The organism is Massilia niastensis DSM 21313 (assembly GCF_000382345.1).
GTDB lineage: Bacteria > Pseudomonadota > Gammaproteobacteria > Burkholderiales > Burkholderiaceae_D > Telluria > Telluria niastensis.
In genome coordinates, this window is record NZ_KB908158.1 from 1 (window position 1) to 19,139 (window position 19,139).

Here is a 19,139-nt window from a genome sequence, read left to right on the forward strand (position 1 = left end):
CAGATCAGCCACATGCGGTGCCACGCATTGTCTTGCTCGACAACGCGGCAATCCACAAAGGTGAGGCGATGGAAAAGAGGCGGTGGCACTGGGCGCGCCAAGGCCTCCACCTCTATTATTTGCCGCCGTATAGCCCGGAACTCAATCGCATTGAGATCCTCTGGAAACACGCCAAGTACTTCTGGCGTCGTTTCGTCGCTATGAATGGCACGGCGCTGCTCGACGAAATCCGGTCCCTGATGCAAGGTTTCGGGACAGAATTCACAGTAAATTTCTCGTAACTACTTAGTCTACGACTGATTCGCCAGCCTCGTGGACTCAGTCCGAAGCCCACAGCCGGTCGTCATCCTGGGGCGATACCCAAAAGTTGTCGAACAGCGCCAGTTTGGGGTCGTCCTTAGCTGGGCAGGTCTGGGTGCTGACCGGCTGCCGAGCCGATAGCCCTACCGCTTGAAATTGTTCATATGGACGCCGAGGTTGTGACCATCGACGTTCAAAAAGCCGTTTCCCTTTGGCGGAGACCCGCCACCTGCGCTGCAGCCATCGGGTTCGGCACGCTGGGCTGCGCCAATTTGGGCTTTAAGCCGTTTCGGTCCCTCGTAATCGCCACTCCTCTTCTCGGCGCAGACGCAGCCGACATCGAAGTTCTTGTCCAGATCCAGGCGCTCCATGATGTGGACGTAGCGGACCTTCTCGTTGCCGCACATCTGTCAATGCAGGCAGTTCAATGCCCAGCCAGAAGGCGGCTTCGGGCGACTCGTACTGCCGAAAACGCCAGGCGAACAGACCGAGCAGCGCAACATGCATGGCGCCGCTGCAGCCCTTGCTGTCCTTGCGGGCCGGCTCCTCGACGGAGCTCATTGCCCAAAGGGCAGATAGGAGGTGTTGCCCCTTGCGCGACGGCTGTGCAGTTGGCGCTGCTGCAGCAACCAACCAGGCTCATCGGTACTGAAGTCGATGTCGTACGCGCTCCCCTTGGGTTTGAAGCTAGTGTAAACGGCTATGCCTTCACAAATTAACCCTTATTGGTTCGACGCCCCAGCTGTGCATTTTGATGCCTCTACGAAACATCGTATCTTTAGGCGACGGATATGACATCATTCTGAGTTGATGGACATATTCTAGGGCAGCTTATATACTTTCGGCAACAATCCGCACCACTGCAACCTAGATCGCGTAAGCCACACGGGATGCCAATCGAAAAGCTTGCTGAACTAACCCAACCGCAGCGCGATCGACTCGCGTTTGTGGAGTTGCGCGTGCGCTTCATCGGGGAAATCCGTCGCCAGGACTTAGTCACGCGGTTTGGTATCCAAGCCGCCGCCGCATCAAGGGACCTGGCGCTGTACAAGGAAATGGCACCCGGCAACATCGACTATGATTCCAAGAGCAAGTCCTATGTCCTCTGGTCGAATTGTCGGCCGGTATTCGACTTCCCCCCAGAGCGAGTGCTGTCGTGGCTGACCCAGGGCTTTGGCGATGGCGAACCGGTGCGGCTAAAGGCGTGGGTGGCCAGCGAGAGCCCATCCCGGCTCACCCACCCAGATCTGGACATTCTTGCAAGTGTGACCCGGGCAATTCATCAGGAATGCCCGCTGGGCATTGAGTACCACTCCATCTCCAGTGGCCGCACCGAGCGAGAGATCGTCCCCTTCGCTCTGATCGACAACGGCATGCGCTGGCACGTCCGCGCGTTCGACCGAAAGTCCCAAGAGTTCCGGGATTTCGTCATCAGCCGGATCAAGCGCCCCGTGATGCTTAAAGGGCAGCCAGTGGCACCCCACGAGACGAGCGATCAAGACATTCAGTGGACCCGGATCGTCGAGCTCGAGCTGGTACCGCATCCGGATCAACCCCGGCCAGAGATCACCGAAATGGATTACGGCATGCGTGATGGCGTGCTGCGGATGAAACTGCGCGCCGCCACAGCCGGGTACATCCTGCGCAAGTGGAGCGTGGACTGTTCGCCCGACCACAGCCTGCGTGGCCCCGAATATCGCTTGTGGCTACGCGACCCGCTAGCGCTCTATGGCGTCAAGAACGCTCTGCTGGCTCCCGGATACCGTGCCCCTGATCAGCTTCGACCTGAAGCTGGCTTGAACTGACCGAGGTGATTCGTGGTTGAAGAACTAGACCAACTGGTCGATGAGATCGGTGCGCTTCAAAGCAAGCTCCTCTTGATTATCGGGACGAGCCATGGCGGCAAAACTGCGTTGATACAGACGCTGGCCATGAAGCGTTTAATTACACCGCTCAATGTCAGCGCAGAAATGGCTGCCCGGTTAGCAGCATTTCCCCCGAAACAACGGCATCTTCAAGCAGTCAACATCCTGCGGGAACTGGCAGACCAGCACGCCAAAGGGGATTTGCTGCTTTTGGACAACCTTGAAGTGTTGTTCGACAAAACTCTGCAGCTTGACCCGCTAGACCTGCTCAAGCGGCATGCACATTCACGTCGTGTCATCGCAATTTGGCCTGGTGAACTGAACAATAGTCGTCTGATATACGCCAATATGGGGCACCCAGAACACCAGAACTACAGCCTTGATGGCGTGGTCCCCTTCGTAATTTAGTAAAGGTTAGAGAAACGCATGCGCTACGGAGATCTCATTCAGTTCGAGCCGATCGAATCGGTCATTCAACTGCTCGACGCCAACCGCCCCGACGAAGGCAAAAAACTGGTCGGCACCTACGTCATTTCTGACGACATGGCTGAGCGGATTGCCACTCAGATGATCCCGCAGCTCTCGTTCGATGACTCGGTCGACCACAAGGGCGTTCTGGTCGTTGGCAACTACGGTACCGGTAAGTCGCACTTGATGTCTGTGCTATCTTTGGTCGCCGAAGATGCCGCCTATCTCCCCTTGGTGCGCCACCCCAAAGTAGCCGAAGCTGCGCAATCGATCGCTGGCAAATTCAAGGTGCACCGGATTGAGATCTCCAGCCAGATGTCCTTGCGGGACATCGTGACGCAACAGCTTGAGATGTTCCTTGACCAAAACGGCATCAGCTTCTCGTTCCCACCGGCTGACAAGGTCGTGAACAACAAAGCCTCGTTTGAAGAAATGATGGCCGCCTTTGCCGAGGTGCACCCCAATCACGGTGTGCTGCTGGTAGTAGATGAGTTCTTGGAATACCTGCGCTCCCGCAAAGACCACGATCTGGTGCTAGATCTGTCTTTCCTGCGCGAGATTGGCGAAGTCACAAAGCACTTGCGGTTCCGTTTCGTGGCCGGCGTCCAGGAAGCTATCTTCGACAGCTCACGATTCCAGCATGTGGCCGACAGCCTGCGTCGGGTGAAAGACCGCTTCACCCAGATCCTGTTGGCTCGCCAAGACGTGAGTTTCGTGGTGGCCGAACGCCTGCTCAAAAAGAGTGCGGACCAACAGGACAAGATTCGCAACTACCTCACCAAGTTTGCCAAGTTCTACAGTTCCATGAACGAACGGATGGACGAATTCGTTCGTCTGTTCCCGGTCCATCCGGAATACATCGGCACCTTTGAGCGTCTGGTTTTTACCGAAAAGCGTGGCGCCCTGGTCACTCTGCGCGACCAAATCCAAGCCATTCTCAACACCGACGTCCCCGAAGACCGGCCCGGCATGATCGGTTACGACAAATTTTGGGATACCGTTACCTCCAACGGCGTCCTCAAGGCTGACCCGAACATTGGTCCCGTCTGGAAGGTCTCCGAAGTTCTGACCGAACGTGTTCAGAAAGCCTTTACCCGCCCTGGCTACAAGGCCATGGCCTTGCGGGTCATTAGCGGTTTGTCGGTGCATCGTTTAACCACGGGTGGCGACATTTACATTCCGATTGGCCCGACCGCTATTGAGCTGCGGGACTCCCTTTGCCTGTATCAACCCGGTATCGAAGAGATGGGTGGCGACCCGGCAGAGGATCTGCTCACGGCCGTTCACACCACCATGCGGGAAATCGTCAAAACGGTGAACGGCCAATTCATCTCGAAGGCCGCCGACACTGAGCAGTACTACCTTGATCTGAAAAAGGACGTCGACTACGACGCCCAGATCGAAAAGCGAGCAGATGCTTTGTCTGACGATGCGCTGGACCGCGCTTACTACAGCGCCATCAAGCAGTTGATGGAGCGCACTGACGAGAGCACCTATGTCACCGGCCACCAGATTTGGCAGTACCAGATTGAATGGCAGGACAAGCAGGTGGAACGAAATGGCTACCTGTTCTTCGGAGCCCCAAACGATCGCCCGACTGCCCAACCCGAGCGTGACTTCTACATTTACTTCATCCAGCCGTTCGAGCCACCTCGGTTCCGTGACGAGAGCAAATCCGACGAAGTGTTCTTGCGCTTTAAGGGGCTGGATGAAACCATCCGCCGTCACCTAGCCATTTACGCTGCGGCCATGGATCTTGAATCCACCGCCAGCGGTGGGGCGAAGAACATCTACCTCGACAAGGCCAAGACCGCGCTGAAGGACATGAGTAAGTGGCTGCAAGATAAACAAATGTCCGCGTATGAGCTCACCTACCAAGGCAAGACAAAGACACTGTTGGACTGGTCCAAGGGCGTTTCCATGCGCGACAAGCTGCGTCTGGGCGCAACCGACAAAGCCAACTTCCGAGACATCGTGAACGTGATCTCGGGGATCGCCCTGAACGCTCACTTTAGTGAAGCGGCGCCGGATTACCCCAAGTTCTCCACCCTCGTCACCGAAGGCAACCGCAAGAATCTGGTGTTGAGCGCACTGAAGGCCTTTGCGGGGGGCGCGCGTACCAAGGATGCCACGGCCATCTTGGATGCCATGGAAATGATGGACGGCGACAAGATCGAGCCTGGCCGTTCACGCTACACGCAGGAAGTCCTCACCCGCCTCAAAGCCAAAGGCCATGGCCAAGTGCTCAACCGCAGCGAACTGCTGAATGGGCAGACGGACGTCGAATACTTCCACCCCCTGAAATTCCGTCTGGAGCCTGATCTGTTTGTCGCTGTGCTGGGCGGCCTGATCTACTCTGGCGACATTGTCCTGGCCATTACCGGCGACAAGATCGATTCCGGCAAGATAAGCTTGTTGGGCGAACGCACTCTCGACGAACTCAAGCAGTTCAAGCATATCGAGGCACCCAAGGAAATCAACGTCACTGTCCTCAAGTCGCTGTTTGAGCTGCTGGGCCTGACGCCCGGACTGGCCCAACTGGCAACGCAAGGTTCCGAGGAACCGGTCAAGCAACTCCTGGATGCCGTCTCCAAACTAGTCGCACGTGTCCTAACTGCCAATACGGACTTGCAGAACAAGCTGGCGTTCTGGGGCAAACCGCTGCTGACAGAAACGGAACTGGCGGACTGGTGCGGTCGACTTGAAGCGCTCAAGACATTCACCGAAGGTTTGACGCCCTACAACACGGTCGGCAAACTCAAAAACCTGCGCGTTGGGTCGGATGAAATCGAGGCACAGAAGAAAAACCTTGAAATCCTGGCATCTGTTGAAAAGTTGGATGAGCTGATCGCCGAGCTCGGCGGTACAGCCAACTACTCGTCGCAAGCTGAACTGGTGCTCACCAGCGACCACGCTTGGGTGAAACAAGCCCAGGATGCGCGCAAAATCATTCTCGACAAGCTGTCTTCCAACCTGCATGCCGCATACGCACCCGAATACAAGCTAGCGCTGAGCCAACTCAAGAAAGATTACATCAACGCCTATATTGCCCAGCACAGCAAGGCGCGACTAGGCGTAGCGGAAGAAACCTCCAAGACATCTCTGCGCCGTGATCCTCGGCTGGTATCCATGCGGGCGCTGGCCGGCATTTCCTTGATGCCTACCAGCCAACTTAACGCTTTTGATGAAAAACTGGACAAGCTCAAGAGCTGCGCATCACTGGTGGAGTCCGATCTCAACGCCAGCCCGTTCTGCCCGCATTGCAACTTCCGCCCTGCCAACGAACAGGGTGACTTCCTGCCGGCCGCCAATGTCCTGAAACACATGGATGAAGAGTTGGGCCGTTTGCTTGCCAGCTGGGAGCAGACTCTGCTCGATAACCTGGACGACCCAATTATCCAAACCAATTTTGAATTGTTGAAGCCCTCTGCTCGTGAACTGATCCAGCAATTCATCGACTCGAAAAAGCTGCCAGAACCGGTACCGCCAGACTTTGTCACCGCGATTTCAGAAGCTCTCTCGGGTCTGGAAAAGATCAACGTCAGCACCGACGATATCCGAAAGGCTTTGTTGCATGGCGGGTCACCCGCTACGCCAGAGGATTTGCGCAAACGCTTCGAGGCTCTACTCAACGATCGGTGCAAGGGTAAGGAAGCAAGCAAGCTGCGCTTTGTGGTGGAGTGAAAGCGAGTTCCAACTACGCACGCCAACAACAAAGGCAATGTTAAGGACATTACAGAATGAATGATTTGCTGCACGGCCAGACCAGCACGGGCTCACAGCCCGTGGAATGCTTCGGCTTGAAATTCCCATCCGACCAGGCGAGACGCGAGCACTTCCTGAAGTTGTTGGCGGAGAGGTTGAAAGACCCTACGTTTCGCAAGATCGAAGGATTCCCGCAAGGTACGGACGAGGCCATCCTTGCGATGTCGGACCCGCCGTACTACACAGCTTGCCCGAACCCCTTCCTCGAAGACTTCGTACGCCACCACGGCAAGCCTTACGACCCGAGCGTGAAGTACAGCCGTGAGCCGCAAACAATCGACGTTTCGGTCGGTAAAACCGACCCGCTCTACAAGGCGCACTCATATCACACTAAGGTTCCACACCTTGCGATCGTTCCATCGATCCTGCACTACACCGAGCCGGGTGACATCGTTCTGGATGGTTTTGGTGGCTCTGGCATGACCGGTGTTGCGGCTCAGTGGTGTGGATCTGCCTCCTCGGCCTATCGGCATGAATTGGAAATCGAATGGAAGAAGCAAGGCAAAGCCACGCCGAAATGGGGAGCTCGCCGCGTCATCCTTAACGACCTATCTCCTGCCGCCACGTTTATCGCAGCCAACTACAACCTGCCATTTGACGTTGAGACGTTTGCAAAGGAAGGCAAAAGGCTACTAAGCGAAGTCGATCAAGAACTCGGCTGGATGTACGAAACCACGCACACTGATGGTAAAACAAAAGGGCGCATTGAATTTACCGTCTGGAGCCAGATCTACAGTTGCCCGGATTGCGCCGGCGATGTGAATTTTACCGATGAAGCACTCGATGATGATACAAAGCGAGTCAAAGCCTCATTCCCATGCCCACATTGCGGCGCCGAATTAACAAAACAAAAGATGGAGCGACTTTTTGTCGCAAATGTCGATAAGGCATCAGGGAAAACGATTCAGACGCCAAAGAGACAACCAGCACTAATATCGTATGTAGCGGGGGAGAAAAGATACGAAAAGACTCCTGATGCCGCTGATATTGCATTGCTGCTTCGTATCGAACAGTTGCCTTTGCCTGCTGGGCTTCCAACGATGGAAATTCCTCCGATGCATATGACGCATGAGCGTGCGCGGATGGATTACTCCGGGATTACACATATCCATCATTTCTTTTTGTCTCGGGCGGGACATGCCCTAGCTTGTCTTTGGAGGAAAGCTCAGGAACAACCAGACGGGCGAATTCGTGAAATGCTTCTGTTCTTCGTCGAGCAGGCTATTTGGGGGTTTTCAGTCCTCAATCGATACAGCCCATCTCATTTCTCGCAAGTGAACCGCGCATTGAATGGAGTCTACTACGTAGCATCTCAGACGGCAGAATGCAGCCCGCAATATAACCTTAGTGGCAAACTGGATAGGCTCGTTAAAGCATTTCAAGCGTATCGAACCCAACAGAGCATGGCTGCCATTAACTTGGGCTCTGCTGCCGCGTTACCCCTTCCTCCAAACAGCATAGATTATGTTTTTACTGATCCACCATTCGGTGAAAACATCTATTATGCTGACCTCAATTTTCTTGTGGAATCTTGGCATCGGGTAACCACCAATGCAAAGTCCGAAGCAATTGTTGATCGCTTCAAAAAGAAGGGGCTTCCCGAGTATCAGCAACTGATGCAGCGCTGCTTTACGGAGTACTACCGCGTTCTCAAGCCAGGACGCTGGATGACTGTGGTTTTCTCCAACAGCAAGGCTGCGGTCTGGAATGCCATTCAGGTGGCATTGCAGCAAGCTGGCTTTGTGGTGGCCGAGGTAACAGCGCTTGACAAGGTGCAAGGTAGCTACCGTCAAGTCACTTCTGCTACCGCTGTGAAGCAGGATTTGGTGATCTCTGCCTACAAGCCTAATGGAGGACTGGAAGACAGATTCAACCGCGACGGTCCCACTGTGGATTCCGCATGGGACTTCGTGCAGACGCACTTGAAACAATTGCCAGCAGTCAAAGTGACCTCTGGCTATCCGCAGGAATTGCTAAACATCGTCGAACGTGACCCTCGTCGGATCTACGACCGCATGGCGTCCTGGTTTATCCGCCATGGCGAAATGGTTCCAATCTCAACTCCTGAATTTTTGGCCGAGCTCCCTGTCCGTTTCCGCGAAATGGACGGCATGGTATTCCTGGCTGATCAACTCGTCGAGTACGAAAAAGCGCGGTCACGTATTCCTCAGGTGAAGCAAGCAGAGTTGTTCGTTTCTGATGAACGCAGTGCCATCGACTGGCTAACCAACTTCCTGCTCAAACGCCCATCAACTCGGTCGGAGATTCACCCCGAGTACACCCCCCTGACTGGATCGGCCAAGCGTAAGGGTGAAATCATTCCGGAGTTGGACCAGTTGCTGGAAGATAACTTTTTGCGCTACGACGGCATGGGTGAAGTGCCAAGTCAGATCCACAGCTACCTCTCGACCAACCATAAGGATCTTCGCAGTCTCGACAAGTCTAACCCAGCGCTTGTAGCCAAGGCAAAAGACCGCTGGTATGTACCCGACCCCAACAAGGCTCAAGACTTGGAGAAGAAACGCGACAAAGCATTGCTGAAGGAATTTAAAGCCTACCAAGCATCCACGAGTCGAAAGCTGAAGGAATTTCGTCTGGAGGTTCTGCGAGCCGGGTTCAAGGCGGCTTGGGCAGCCAAGAACTACAAGGCGATCATCGAAATCGCTCACAAGATCCCAGAAGAAGCGCTTCAGGAAGATGAGAAGCTCTTGCTCTGGTATGACCAGGCACTGACACGCACGGAAGCAGGTGCTTAATGAGCCAGGCAGGTCAACGCCAGGTTATGCATGAGCTAGGGGCATGGTGCTGGCACACCCGCCACGCAACCCCTTGCCGCGTTGTAGATCGGCAGGAGATGTGGGGAAAAACCGCTTACCGCGTCTGGCTACCTGCCAAAGACGCGGTTATGCGTGCTCGGGCTCAGGACCTGACCCACTTTGAAGATCTGCAGACCTCCGTTGAGGAGATCCTCCACACGGCTGCTGCGGCCAAACTGCAGGATGCCTTGGAAGATAACCTGCTGCTGGCCCCCATCCAGTCCAGCGTGGTTCCCTTGCCCCACCAGCTCTACGCCCTGAATCGGGCAATGAGCCGCGATCGAATCCGTTACTTGTTGGCAGATGAAGTGGGGCTGGGCAAGACCATTGAAGCCGGCTTGATTCTGCGCGAGTTGAAATTGCGCGGCATGGCACGCCGCATACTGGTTGTCGCTCCGAAAGGCTTAGTGCGCCAGTGGCAGGCTGAAATGCGCCTCCACTTTGGGGAAAAGTTACAGTACATCGACCCGGCTGAATTGGCAGCCTTCCGACAGTGGCGCAATGACGAAGAAAACCTCTGGCGCATGCACGAGCAGGTGATCTGTTCCCTGGACTCGGTCAAGCCGATTGAAGGCCGGCGGGGCTGGAGTCTTGAACAACTCAATAACTACAACCGGGAGCGCTTTGAAGATTTGATCTCTGCCTCCTGGGATCTGGTCATCATCGACGAATCCCATCGCATGGGGGGCAGCACTGACCAGGTGGCCCGGTACAAGCTGGGTGCTGCGTTGGCAGAAGCTGCGCCTTACCTGCTGCTCTTGTCGGCAACCCCCCACCAAGGTAAAACGGACCAGTTTCTGCGACTGATGCAGTTGATCGACCGCGAGTCATTCCCAGATGAAAATAGCGTCAACCGCGATCGCGTCCAACCCTTCGTCATCCGCACGGAAAAGCGCGTCTCAATCGATGCCGAGGGGCAACCGCTGTTCAAGCCCCGCCTTACGCGCTTGCATACTGTTGCTTGGCAAGCTCGCCACGATGCGCAAAAGCGCCTCTATGAGGCGGTTACCGATTATGTTCGCCACGGCTACAACCAAGCGCTGGTTGCTAAGCAAAGGCACATTGGCTTCCTTATGATCCTGATGCAGCGGCTGGTGACATCAAGCACTGCTGCAGTTCGGACCACGTTGGAAAAGCGCCAAGCTCTGCTGGATGCCCCGCAACCACAAGTATCGCTGTTCGAGGCAACTGACATAGATGAATGGGCTGACCTCGACGGCCAAACTCAAGTCGACATCGCCGTGCATTCCTCTGGTTGGGCACAGGAAAAAGCAGAAGTCGACATGCTGCTGGAGTTGGCCAGAGCCACCGAGAGCCAGGGAACTGACGCGAAGGCGGAAGTCTTGCTGGAGTTGATTTATAAGCTGCAGCAGGAAGAAAGCAATCCAGAGCTCAAGGTGTTGATCTTCACCGAGTTCGTGCCAACCCAGGCAATGCTGGCCAACTTCCTAGAAAGTCGGGGATTTTCAGTCGCACTGCTGAATGGAAGCATGGATCTCGACACTCGGGCGAAGGCGCAGCAGACCTTTTCACGCGATGTACGTGTGTTGATTTCGACAGATGCTGGCGGTGAAGGTTTGAACCTTCAGTTCTGTCACGTCATCGTCAACTTCGATATGCCTTGGAACCCGATGCGCCTGGAACAGCGCATTGGCCGTGTCGACCGTATCGGCCAGAAGCATGTCGTGCGCGCCATCAACTTCGTGCTCGAAGACACTGTCGAGCATCGCGTCCGCCAGGTACTTGAGGAAAAGCTGGAGGTCATTGCGCAGGAATTTGGCGTCGACAAGGCTTCAGACGTGATGGATTCGGTCGAGTCTGAACCCCTCTTTGACGAGTTGTTCGTGCATGGCCTGCAAAACCCTGACTCGATCGAGCAGGAATGCGATGCCGTGATCAGCCAAGTCCGAGACAAGGTGGCCGACTCAAGGAAGAACAGCGACCTGCTCTCTGATGCTCACGCCCTGGATGCCGAAGATGCTCGTAAATGGCGCGATCACCCGGCGCAGTTCTGGCTCGAACGAGCTATCACCATGGGCTTGCCTTCTCGCGGTGGCGGTGCCACCAAGGAGGGTAATGCATGGCGCGTGAAGTGGCTGGATGGAAGTGAGTCTGCCCAGATCTGCTTCGACGCACGAACGGCAGAAAACAACCCAGAGCTGGAATGGGTGACTTTGGAAGATCCACGCGCCCGTGCAGTCATCAGTGAGCTCCCTCGTTGCGTGGCTGGCCAGCCCCTACCGATTGCGACCATCACCGGGCTGCCAGCCAGCGTTACCGGCGTGTGGTCACTTTGGGAAATCAGTCTGGTGGCCGAGGGCTTCAAGAGAAAGCGCTTTTTGCCGGTGTTCGCCACAGATGACGGTCGGACATTTGTGCCAACTGCGAAGCGAATTTGGGACTTGCTGCTCACAGAACACGTCGAGATTACCGGCTCGTCTTGCACCGAGGATGCGCTGACGTGGTTTGAGACGTCCATGGCAGCGGCCGAGACTCACGGAGAACGGCTATTCAGCGGCCTGCTTGATGAGCACCGCAGCAAATTGAAAGACGAACGGGAACGGGCTGAGTACGCATACGAGTCACGGCACCAGGCAATCGGCCGCATCGGTCTGCCGACGGTCAGAGAGCATCGTTGGAAACGCCTAAAAGCAGAGTATCAGGCTCGATTGGCCGCCTTGGATGAGGCAGACGCCAGCGTACCCGATCTTAATGCCGTCATGATGGTCCGTGTGGGACCGACGATGAGCTCAGGGAGGACTGCATGAGTTTGTGGATTGAACGCATCCTGAAAGAGTTTCCGGCCGAACTGTCGCGTTTATGGATCGCTGCTGACCCTGATAATGTTTTATTAGATGAGCGAGTGCTGGCAGGTCTACGGGATCGCGGATTTGAGGTTCTGCCTTTCCTTGACGCGGTCGTGTTCCGTGCCGAGTACGAGCAACGCTACCGCCAAGCGTGGGACCAAGGGCAGGAGGGGCCGGCAAAATCGCTGGTCCTGCACTTGCGCAGCATCAACACGAGCGATCTGCCATGGGACTATTTGAAACAAGCCAGACGGGTCAGCCTGAGTCTTGCCAACCTTTTTTCAAAGCTAAATTACCCTGTCGTGCGCGCGCTGGGTGCCGAATACCACGAGGCTCTGTTTGCTGCCCATACCAAGCATGCATCTCAAATGCTGGGCGGCGACGCAACCAAAGAGTTTGTACTAACACACATTTTCAAGATTAGTCCGCACCTCATCTCGCGCTCTGAGGAATTGTGGAACGTGCTGTTGAAGCTGCACTACCGGGATGCAAGTTTGCCCACGGTACTCGCAGACCATGTGGCAAAAGTTTTGGATGACAACCCGGAATTCTCTGGACTGCCAATCAGCGAGCTTTTCTCCTCCAGGAGCACGCTACTTAGGACGGTACAGGTTGCCTGGTTTCGCTACCTCAAGAAACGTGGTTTAAGCGGTACGCGGATTGGCGAATCTGAGGCACGAGGGCTCGTTGCAAAGGTTGAGGTGCCGTTTGAGCACCCTGACGTAAGAGTCATTGTTGATTCAATGTTCCTGGATGGTCTGCTGCACCCACTCGCTGTACAAGGCATCCTGGCACATATTCCTGAATGGGCGAAAGCGGGGGTTGTTCAAGACCCGTTGTGGCTACGGAACTTGGTTGAGGAAGGGGTTAAGGGTATCCACCAGTCCCTTGGGTCGGTGGAGACCCATCGAGACTGGTCTAACCTGTCGCGCCGACTAGGAGAATTGATTGCGCGGTTTCACACCTTGGACTCTACTCGTGCCGAAGGGTTGAAAGGCTCGATCGCCACGCTGCAGAACACCGTGGATGATCGATTGCTGGCGTGGGTCAAAAAGCACTACGGAGATTTGCCATCACTGCCCGCCGCTAAAGCGCCAGTGATGGTTCATCGGATTCCCCACTTCTTGTCAATGCGCAGGAATGCAGGAGAAAGCAAGATCGCTCTTCTTGTGTTTGATGGTCTTGCCATAGACCAGTGGGTACAGATCCGCGAGTCTCTGGCCAAACGCGCTCCTCATTTGGGATTTGAGGAAAACACATGCTTTGCCTGGCTCCCAACCATCACGTCGGTTTCACGACAGGCGATTTTCTCTGGACTGCGTCCGCGCGAATTCGCCTCCTCGATCGAGAGTACCTCCTCGGAGCCCACCCAATGGTCGCGTTTCTGGCAAAACGAAGGACTTAAAGCCAACGAAGTTCTATACAGGAAAAGCATCCAGAACAACGCTGACCTGCAGAACCTTGATACGGCATTGTCTGCGCCGCAGCTCAAAGTGGCCGGCATCGTCGTAGACACTGTCGATGGAATTGTTCATAGCGCCTTCCTCGGGAAGCGAAGCGCATCCAAACTCATCGAGGACTGGACTGACACAGGCTTTGTTGAAAAGCTGTTTCAGCTACTGATCGACAAAGGCTTCAACATTTACCTGACGGCCGACCATGGCAACGTCGAAGCCACGGGCCAGGGCAGACCCAATCAAGGAATTGCGGCTGAGATGCGTAGCGAGCGAGTACGGACCTACCGGGTCAAGGAAACGCTGGAACAGGTAACTGCATCTAACCCTAATACATATCATTTTGACATCGCCGGACTACCTGCGGATTTCATAACCCTGTACGCAGCTGGGCGCACTGCTTTCATACAACTCGGAGTCCAAGCCGTCGTACACGGTGGCATCTCAGTTGAAGAGTTGATTGTGCCTTTTGTCAAAGTGATGGAAGTGAGTGAAACCGTATGATTCAATCAGCCCCACAAATCGGATTCGATCGCTATATCCAGTTGGACTGGGTGGCCATGGCGATCAAAGTCCGCGCCGGATTGGCAACCCTGGGCGACCTCGAGGCACTGCTGGACAGCGCCGGCTTCGGAAAGGAAGCCAAATCAAAAACCAGAACAAAGCTGAATGCTCTGGCCATTGAACCTCGTAACGAACTTGTCACCTTCATTGATCGAGGCGTGCAGATCTTCAGCGTACAAGATGATAGCGCGATGACTGCTGTTTTTGCGTGGGGATCAGCTATCGCGTCTTACCCGTACTTTGGCAAGGTAGCCGAATTCTCTGGCAGGCTTACAGCACTTCAAGGTGACTGCTCTGTGGCAGAAATTCACCGCCGCATGAGCGAAGTGTATGGTGACCGAGAGGTTACCAAGCGAGCAACCCAGGCTGTCATCCAAACACAAGCCAATTGGGGAGCTATCGAACGGGTCGAGAACGGCAAGCGCCTTAATCGACTTCCCCAGAGGAAAGTCTCAGACGAGAAAGTGATCACATGGCTTGTTGAGGCAGCGCTGCGCTTCACCGGCAAAGCCATGCCTGTTACTAGCTTGCCAACCATGGCTGTGATCTACCCCTTCCAGATTGTCCAGTCACTTCCTTACGTGCTGTCTAAAAGCGACACCATCGAATTGAGAGCGGAAGGGCCCAGCAATCAGTTTGCAGCGTTACGCGGTTGAACAAATCGCAGAGAGAAAAGATGGCACCGTTTGAAAGCCGAAATTACAGTAGCGAGGAGGTACGTATAGGGCTTTGTTGCACAAATCAGCCCGTACAGCGGCTAGGCTAGGGCTCGGGTAAACTGACAGCAAGAGTGCCCAGCAAACCCAAAAGACTTAACGACCGACTGGAACGATTACAACGCTGCGCTGAAAGCGCGTGGCTCGCTGCTGATCTGGCTGGACAAGGAGATGTGCTGGCACGGCAGTGCCAGCGGCAAACGGGGCCGCAGCCCGAAATACAGCGAGTTGGCGATCCAGTTTTGCCTAACCATCAAGGGCCTGTTCAATCTGGCGCTGCGCCAGGCGATGTGTATGGCGTAAAGCCTGCTCAAGCTGGCAGGCTTGGACTGGCGAGTGCCCGACTTCAGCACCATCAGCAGCCGCCAGAAACACCTAGCGGTGACGATCGGCGCGCAGCCGATAAGAACACAATTCTAGGCTTGGAGCCACCGCTTAATGGATGACGCCGAAGAGTCTGCCTCCTCGGGAGCAGAATCACCGCACCCAAGCGTCCCGGCGAGAGGATGGGCAGTGTGCGTCGGCGTCGATGTCGCTACGCCGTTAAACTGGGGGGTACTTCCAGCATCCACCTTACGGTTTACTACGAGTTTATCGTCAACGCCCACGACCGTTTCTGTACGGGCAGTCCGAGACCGCAGCCAGGTCGAAATCGCTCGAATCTGCTGTTCAACATCACCTGCCGGATGGCCTGTCTCCGCGATGTACCGTTCAAGTGCCAAGCGCACGAGCTTTCCTCGCTCGCGCACCGGCGTCATCGTCAGTAGCGTGTGCACGTCGGGTGCCTCCTGAAAAGCCAGGCTGATCCGGACGGTGATCTCGGCACCGGTTTTCGGCGGCTTTTCCGTTTGTGCCGACATGGGAAGTTCCGGCGTCACGACTGAAGCAGGGACAGCAAGCCGAGGCGGCAGAAGCCTTCCGCCACCATCATCCGCGGCTCGTCGCTGGAAACAGCATTGGGGTATCGTTGTTTCAGCCCGTCGAGGAGCAGCTCGGCGCCGCCGCCACCAACGATGATCCCGTCCAATACTGCGGCCTTCTGGCCAAACACCCGGTTGGCCTCATCCATCACTACCGCTTCAAAGCCAGCTTTCGCTTGCTGTAGCAGATGCGACGCATCGACCCGCTTGCCAAACTGCTTGATGCTGCCACTGCGCACCGCTGCCTCCACCACGTCCAGGGACGTCGGCAGCTTGGCTTGCGCCAGCGCACTGGACATGCCGTCGTAGACCAGATGCATTCCTGCGCACGATACGGCCGCGTATTCCATCATAGCACCGCGGTCGCACAGGGCAAAGTCGGTCGTGTAATGGCCGATCTCGATCACGCCCCAAGCCTCGTTGTCGAGGTCTCGCTTCGGATGCGGGCTACCATCACTTTGGATGGATAGCCATTGCAGCGGCGCGTCCGCTTGGCTCTGGACCATCACTCTGAGTGTTTGGCCTGGGAGAAGCCGCGGCATAAGCAAGTCCGTAATGCGTTTGCGAAGCGTGTCGCGCTGCGGCCCAACGAATTTCGCCGGCAAGCCCATCACCAGATGAACCCGCGCAGCAGGATTACCAAATGCCTGCATGGCCTTTCTCCATGCCCCCAGCACCAGTGCGTCGTGCTGCGGACTCTCGATCCAGTCCGCGTTTTGTCCCGTATAGACTTCGGAGCGGCCTTGCCGCAAGGCGGTCTCGCCGAAGAAGTATCGACGGCCGTCTAACTCGACAGTCTCGAGCTCGGCTTTTTGGCGGGTCTGCTCGTTGGTCAGCGGGATGGCCGGCATCACGACGGTCGGGATCTGGAACGAGAGACGCTCATCAGGCGATGCGAGCGACGCCGCGCGAACTTTGAACATTGAGTGGCCGCCGTCAATTGCGATCGAAAGGTTTTCCATGTATGGGCCTCCAGATGTGAAGAAAGATTCAAAGGTAACGTGCAAGTCGACGTGCGCAAGTCGGGTTTGGTTTTGCGACACCGAACAGCAATCGAGACCTGAAATCCGTCCGTGTCGGATATGGAGGTTCAAAATTGCGCCGTCACTACCTATCACCACATGCGGAAATCCGAGTAACGTTCTGGGAAGTAATTTCCCTTGACATGTTAGCCATCTTTCCATTACAGTTGCGCAGGTCGGACTCCGGCATTGTTGTACCCATATTTACAAGTTGTTCTGTCTACTGAGAGAGAACAGCTTTTCGCAACGCCAGGCTTTGGCATCGTCTTGCTTTCATCCGATAGCAAGCACCCATCCCATTAAAAAATCAGCTCTTATCTGGCTGAGTCTCGTCCGCGGGACTCCACAGACAGGTACAGAGTGATCCCGAAAACGTGTCGTCATCGGCTTGCTAGCTCAATGGCAGGGAAAACTCGGTCACAGATCGAAATCCCTACCTAAGCTGTCTGCCTTTCCAGCCGCCTCTAGCCATCCCACATCCGCTCTTCGCTTTGAAGAGTCACGTCTCCTATCTTCCAACTGCAACCATCGTGATCGGGTTAGTTACCCCTTAGGCCGTATGTGCTCACGGCACGGCACCTATGAACATCACGCCAGTTCACACTGGTCATTTCGCAACTGGAGGCGTGCATCCTCAACGCCCGGACCTGGTCCGGGAATGCGCAGCGAGACACTGCTTCAAGCTCTGTTCTCTTCCGTGGAAGAGAGACCGATTGCCGCGAGGGTTCGGCGCATCCGCGGTTGGCAGTAAGGCCCTCGGACGCGAAACTGGTTTATTTAAGACGGGCGCCTTACCCCCGCCAGCACGATCCGCCACATTTCCGCTGTTGATGATATGAGGTATCGATAGTTTTTTTGTGGGGTCATATGTGGAAGCAAAAAGTGAACGCTGTGATGGAGTTGCACGGCTGGCGCCGGGTAAATGGGAAAGTCGCGTCCGAGCGAACCCAAACACTGACGAAAGAGGTGGTGTATGCAGCGATCTGGCTCCTACACGAGCTTGGCTACAAGATCCAGGATCCGAAAAACTTTGGCGAGCGGCATATCGAAGTGCTGGTCAAGCATTGGTGGTATTGCCAGCACAAAAAGATCAAGACTATTCAGAACGACCTGTCGCGGTTACGCGTGTTTTGCACAATGCTCGGCAAGCCCGGCATGGTCGGCGCAGTTCAGAAGTATCTGCCAGATGTGGATCCGGTTTTGTTGAAGGTGCGTTCCGCTGCGCAAACCACCAAGTCTTGGTCGGGAAATGGGATCGATCCCGTAGAGACGTTTCGGAAGGTAGACGAACGCGATTCTCGCCTTGGCTTGATGTTGCGTCTTGAGCTGGGCTTCGGACTACGGCGCGAAGAGGTTCTGAAATGTAATCCACATGTCCAAGATTACGGCCAATACCTTCAGGTTTTCCCGGGAATGGGAAAAGGCGGCCGCTGGCGAAACATTCCAATCGAGTCGAGCGCACAACGTGAGCTGCTGGAGTACGTCAAAGCTCGGGCGCCAAAAGACAAACCGCTCGGTTGGGAGTATGCCCGATCTGGCCAAGCAGCCAGTCTCGAACAGAACATCCGCCGGTATGAAAACCTAATGGCGTCGCTGGGTTTCACCAAGGCCGATGCCGGCGTAACAGGTCACGGGTTACGGGCGCAGTTTGCAGAAAACCAAGCGCTATTGCTTGGAATGGTGCCACCGACGATGGGTGGGAGAGCCGGGCAGCTGGATCGCTCTGATTTGGGCGTCCTGAAGGCGAAGGTCGCCCAAGCGTTGGGGCACAGCCGCCAGTCTGTAATGATCGCTTATATCGGATCTTCCAGAGCGAGCACGAGAGACCCGCTAGACAAGCAGGGGCAAGAAACACTCCGAGAATCGCTCCGTATTTTGGATGTCGTAGGACTACCGGAGGTTCCTGCTGAGCGCTTGAACGACTGCCGCGCAATACAAGATGCACTTGCAGACCTAGGCTTGGGACTGACTGTCGAGCAGGCGCACGTGTTGTGGGCTAAGCATGCGCGGCGTCATGGAGTGGATTGGCTTGCACCGGAACGCGCGGTATCGATTGCCCTACGGGTTACTGCCGAGGCCATGTTGAAAGATTTCTTATTGTTATTAGAGGAGAGAAATATGTTGGTTGAGGCTGTGAAAGATTGGGGAGATGCTTAAGGAAGCGCTGAATAAATAAGGTTTCCTTCGCGCCGGTGCGACAAACCGGTGCCGGCAGAGACGAGCGCCGAAATCAGCTATTTTTTGCGTCTATTCGACGCTGCCGAGCAGGTTTCGGCGTGTCGCGGCACGCGTTTCCCCATTCAGGACGGAGTTCGGGCGCGAGCGCTCCCAAAGGTACGGCCGGCAAGCACCAGATTGGCAAAGGCAAACAAGGTGAACAGCTGTGCAGTGTTCTTCGCCAGCCCGCGGTACCGTGTCTTCCGATGACGGAACAGGTTCTTC

The 19,139-nt window shown here is 55.5% G+C and carries 12 protein-coding genes and 2 pseudogenes; 10 read left to right on the forward strand and 4 right to left on the reverse strand.

What is annotated here, in order from left to right:
- A partial coding sequence (locus tag H162_RS0127470) for a transposase (protein ID WP_020656695.1) occupies nucleotides 1-281 on the forward strand: 281 nt, incomplete at its 5' end.
- Between the two features lie 162 nt (nucleotides 282-443).
- Here H162_RS0127470 and H162_RS33630 read toward each other — a convergent pair.
- On the reverse strand, nucleotides 444-707 hold the full coding sequence (locus H162_RS33630; protein WP_051110022.1) for a hypothetical protein: 264 nt from the start codon (nucleotides 705-707) through the stop codon (nucleotides 444-446).
- Nucleotides 708-1,190: 483 nt separating this feature from the next.
- On the opposite strand from H162_RS33630, the gene H162_RS0127480 reads away from it, so the two are divergent.
- The 8 genes and pseudogenes from H162_RS0127480 to H162_RS34510 all read left to right on the forward strand — a co-directional run.
- Entirely contained in the window at nucleotides 1,191-2,105 is a 915-nt protein-coding gene (locus H162_RS0127480; RefSeq protein WP_020656696.1) for a helix-turn-helix transcriptional regulator, read from the forward strand.
- Between the two features lie 12 nt (nucleotides 2,106-2,117).
- Nucleotides 2,118-2,573, forward strand: a complete 456-nt coding sequence (gene brxF / locus H162_RS0127485) for a BREX-3 system P-loop-containing protein BrxF (protein ID WP_020656697.1) — start codon at nucleotides 2,118-2,120, stop codon at nucleotides 2,571-2,573.
- 18 nt (nucleotides 2,574-2,591) lie between these two features.
- Nucleotides 2,592-6,317: a DUF6079 family protein gene (locus H162_RS0127490; RefSeq protein ID WP_020656698.1), complete on the forward strand. Its 3,726-nt coding sequence runs from the start codon at nucleotides 2,592-2,594 to the stop codon at nucleotides 6,315-6,317.
- A 56-nt stretch (nucleotides 6,318-6,373) separates the two neighbouring features.
- Complete coding sequence (locus H162_RS0127495; protein ID WP_026355177.1) at nucleotides 6,374-9,154, forward strand: DNA methyltransferase; 2,781 nt, start codon at nucleotides 6,374-6,376, stop codon at nucleotides 9,152-9,154.
- Nucleotides 9,154-11,982, forward strand: a complete 2,829-nt coding sequence (locus H162_RS0127500; protein WP_026355178.1) for a helicase-related protein — start codon at nucleotides 9,154-9,156, stop codon at nucleotides 11,980-11,982. Before H162_RS0127495 ends, H162_RS0127500 begins: the two co-directional genes overlap by 1 nt.
- Nucleotides 11,979-13,979 carry a BREX-3 system phosphatase PglZ gene (pglZ, locus tag H162_RS0127505; RefSeq protein WP_020656701.1) on the forward strand — a complete coding sequence of 667 codons (2,001 nt, stop codon included), beginning with the start codon at nucleotides 11,979-11,981 and terminating at the stop codon, nucleotides 13,977-13,979. The genes H162_RS0127500 and pglZ overlap by 4 nt, the downstream gene beginning before the upstream one ends.
- The gene (locus H162_RS0127510) at nucleotides 13,976-14,695 is read left to right on the forward strand and encodes a hypothetical protein (protein ID WP_020656702.1); all 720 of its coding nucleotides are present in this window, start codon (nucleotides 13,976-13,978) and stop codon (nucleotides 14,693-14,695) included. Before pglZ ends, H162_RS0127510 begins: the two co-directional genes overlap by 4 nt.
- A 189-nt stretch (nucleotides 14,696-14,884) precedes the next feature.
- A pseudogene (locus tag H162_RS34510) lies at nucleotides 14,885-15,157 on the forward strand (transposase); the annotation flags it as partial.
- 14 nt (nucleotides 15,158-15,171) lie between these two features.
- Here the strand turns inward: H162_RS34510 and H162_RS34515 are convergent.
- A complete protein-coding gene (locus tag H162_RS34515; protein ID WP_156885837.1) occupies nucleotides 15,172-15,615 on the reverse strand; it encodes a hypothetical protein in 444 nt (147 codons plus the stop codon).
- A 14-nt stretch (nucleotides 15,616-15,629) separates the two neighbouring features.
- Nucleotides 15,630-16,637, reverse strand: a complete 1,008-nt coding sequence (locus H162_RS0127520; protein ID WP_020656704.1) for a ParM/StbA family protein — start codon at nucleotides 16,635-16,637, stop codon at nucleotides 15,630-15,632.
- A gap of 927 nt (nucleotides 16,638-17,564) precedes the next feature.
- Between H162_RS0127520 and H162_RS0127525 the strand changes: the two genes are divergently transcribed.
- Nucleotides 17,565-18,854 (forward strand): phage integrase N-terminal domain-containing protein, encoded by a 1,290-nt coding sequence (locus H162_RS0127525; RefSeq protein WP_020656705.1) that lies wholly within the window; start codon nucleotides 17,565-17,567, stop codon nucleotides 18,852-18,854.
- Between the two features lie 143 nt (nucleotides 18,855-18,997).
- Here the strand turns inward: H162_RS0127525 and H162_RS34520 are convergent.
- A pseudogene (locus H162_RS34520) lies at nucleotides 18,998-19,139 on the reverse strand (IS5/IS1182 family transposase); the annotation flags it as partial.